At 64.0% G+C, this 2,482-nt stretch carries 1 protein-coding gene and 2 pseudogenes; all 3 read right to left on the bottom strand.

Features of this window, described 5'->3' with window-relative positions:
• A pseudogene (locus J0I79_RS34835) lies at positions 1 to 276 on the bottom strand (glycogen debranching enzyme GlgX); the annotation flags it as partial.
• A gap of 199 nt (positions 277 to 475) precedes the next feature.
• Positions 476 to 2,104 carry an alpha-D-glucose phosphate-specific phosphoglucomutase gene (locus J0I79_RS34830; protein ID WP_292870679.1) on the bottom strand — a complete coding sequence of 543 codons (1,629 nt, stop codon included), beginning with the start codon at positions 2,102 to 2,104 and terminating at the stop codon, positions 476 to 478.
• Between the two features lie 3 nt (positions 2,105 to 2,107).
• Positions 2,108 to 2,482, bottom strand: a pseudogene (locus J0I79_RS34825) (glycosyltransferase); the annotation flags it as partial.

Below are 2,482 nucleotides of genomic sequence, written 5' to 3'. Positions count from 1 at the left end.
GATGGCGTAGGGATCGGTCAGCAGCTTGTCGGGATCGAACCACAGTCCCCGGTCGGGCGCATAATCGCCGTCGGCGCGGAAGCCATAGCGCGTGCCTGCGGCAAGGCCAGGGACAAGGCGCGCGTGGACGCCATCGCCTTGAGGTTGCAGTTCGAGCCGGTCGATCTCGCGGTTTCCCTGATCGTCGAAGATCGAGACCCACAGGCGACGGGCCGACGAGGACCAGGCGGCGAAGCGGATGCCTTCGGGGGTGATGGTGGCGCCGAGCTGGGTCATGCGGGCTCCTCGCCTTCTCCCCTTGCGGGAGAAGGTGGATCGGCGCGCAGCGCCGAGACGGATGAGGGGTGCTGGAAGGAATGAGGCGACGGCGTTCCGGTCTCCGGTTTACTCCAGGTTGGAGCACCCCTCATCCGTCCGAGCTCCGCTCGGACACCTTCTCCCACAAGGGGAGAAGGGAAAGCCCTCACCGCCACCCTCAAGTAATCACGCTCGGCTTGTTGCGGCCGGTATGGCTCTTGATGCCGGCAATGTCGTTGGCGGCCGCGATCAGGTCGGCGAGCGCCACTTGCGTGTCGAGGTCGTGCCTGGCCGTGTCCGGTTCGTAGCGCTCGATATAGACGCGCAGTGTCGCGCCGGAGGTACCGGTGCCGGAAAGCCGGAAAACGACACGGGAGCCGCCTTCGAACAGGATCCTGATGCCCTGATGCTCGCTGGTCGAGCCGTCGACCGGGTCGTGATAGGCAAAGTCATCGGCATTGGCGATCTTCAGGCCTCGCACGCTGGTGCCGGGCAATGAGCCGAGCTTGGCCCTGAGTTCGTCGACAAGCGCATTGGCGCGGTCGCTCTCGACCTCCTCATAGTCGTGGCGCGAATAGTAGTTGCGCCCATAGGTCGCCCAATGCTCGGTAACGACCTGTTTGCAGCTCTCGCCGCGCGCGGCGAGGATGTTGAGCCACAGAAGCACCGCCCAAAGGCCGTCCTTCTCGCGGACATGGTTGGACCCGGTGCCGGCACTTTCCTCGCCGCAGATCGTCGCCATGCCGGCGTCGAGCAGATTGCCGAAGAACTTCCAGCCGGTCGGCGTCTCATAAATGCCAATGCCGAGCTTGTGCGCAACGCGGTCGGCGGCGCCGCTGGTCGGCATGGAACGGGCAATACCCTTCAGGCCGTCCTTGTAGCCAGGTGCCAGGCGCGCATTGGCGGCAAGCATGGCAACCGAATCCGACGGGGTGACGAAAATGCCCTTGCCGATGATCAGGTTGCGGTCGCCGTCGCCGTCGGAAGCGGCGCCGAAATCGGGCGCGTCGGGACCCATCATCTCGTCATAGAGGTGTTTTGCGTGGACGAGGTTCGGATCGGGGTGGTGGCCGCCGAAATCCGGCAGCGGCTTGAAGTTGCGGCAAGTGCCGTTGGGCGCGCCAAGCCGATGTTCGAGGATTTCCTTGGCATAGGGGCCGGTTACCGCATGCATGGCGTCGAAGCGCATGCGGAAGCCCGACTTGAACAGCTTGCGCAGCGCATCGAAGTCGAACAGGCTTTCCATCATCTCGGCATAGTCGGTGACCGGATCGATGATCTCGACCGTCATGCCGGCGGCCTTCACCGTGCCGATCGTATCGATGTCGATCGGATCGATGTCCACGGTCTTGAAACTCGAGATCGCCTTGGTCTTGGCGAAGATCGCGTCCGTCAGCTTTTCCGGCGCCGGGCCGCCATTGCCAGCATTGTACTTGATGCCGAAATCCTCGTGCGGGCCGCCAGGATTGTGGCTGGCCGACAGGATGATGCCGCCGAAAGTCTTGTATTTGCGGATGACATGCGAGGCGGCCGGCGTCGACAGGATGCCGCCCTGCCCCACCATAACCTTGCCGAAGCCGTTGGCGGCTGCGATGGCGATGGCCTTCTGGATGACCTCGCGATTGTAGTAGCGGCCGTCGCCGCCGATCACCAGCGTCTTGCCCTTGAACCCGTCGAGCGCATCGAAGATCGACTGGATGAAATTCTCGGCATAGTGCTCCTGCTGGAACACGGGCACTTTCTTGCGCAGGCCCGACGTGCCTGGCTTCTGGTCGGAATAGGGCTTGGTGGGGACGGTCCGTATCATGCTTCAGGCAACCCTTTTCGAAAGCAGCAGGCGGTAGAGTTCAACGTATCTGTCAGCGCTTCGATCCCACGACACATCGGTCTTCATACCCTGGCGCTGGATGGTTTCGAAGGTCGCCGGGTTGGCATGGGCGTCGACCAGGCGGCGAATGGCGTGCAGCATGGCGCCGCCATTGTTGGGCGCGAACTGGAAGCCCGTGGCGACGCCAGCGGCAAGCGCCGCCTCATTGGCGTCGATGATGGTGTCGGCAAGACCGCCGGTGCGGGCGACCACCGGGACGCAGCCGTAGCGCAGGCCGTAGAGCGGCGTCAGCCCGCAGGGGTCGAATCGCGAGGGAATGACGATCGCGTCGCGGCCGCCCTGCATGATGTGGGACAG

The sequence above is a fragment of the Mesorhizobium sp. genome, assembly GCF_017306585.1.
Classification (GTDB): domain Bacteria; phylum Pseudomonadota; class Alphaproteobacteria; order Rhizobiales; family Rhizobiaceae; genus Mesorhizobium.
This window is presented reverse-complemented; position numbering and strand designations above follow the sequence as displayed.

Bases quoted from the DNA above. Each gene is read 5' to 3' on its own strand.
- J0I79_RS34830 (WP_292870679.1), bottom strand. From the start codon at position 2,104: ATGATACGGACCGTCCCCACCAAGCCCTATTCCGACCAGAAGCCAGGC.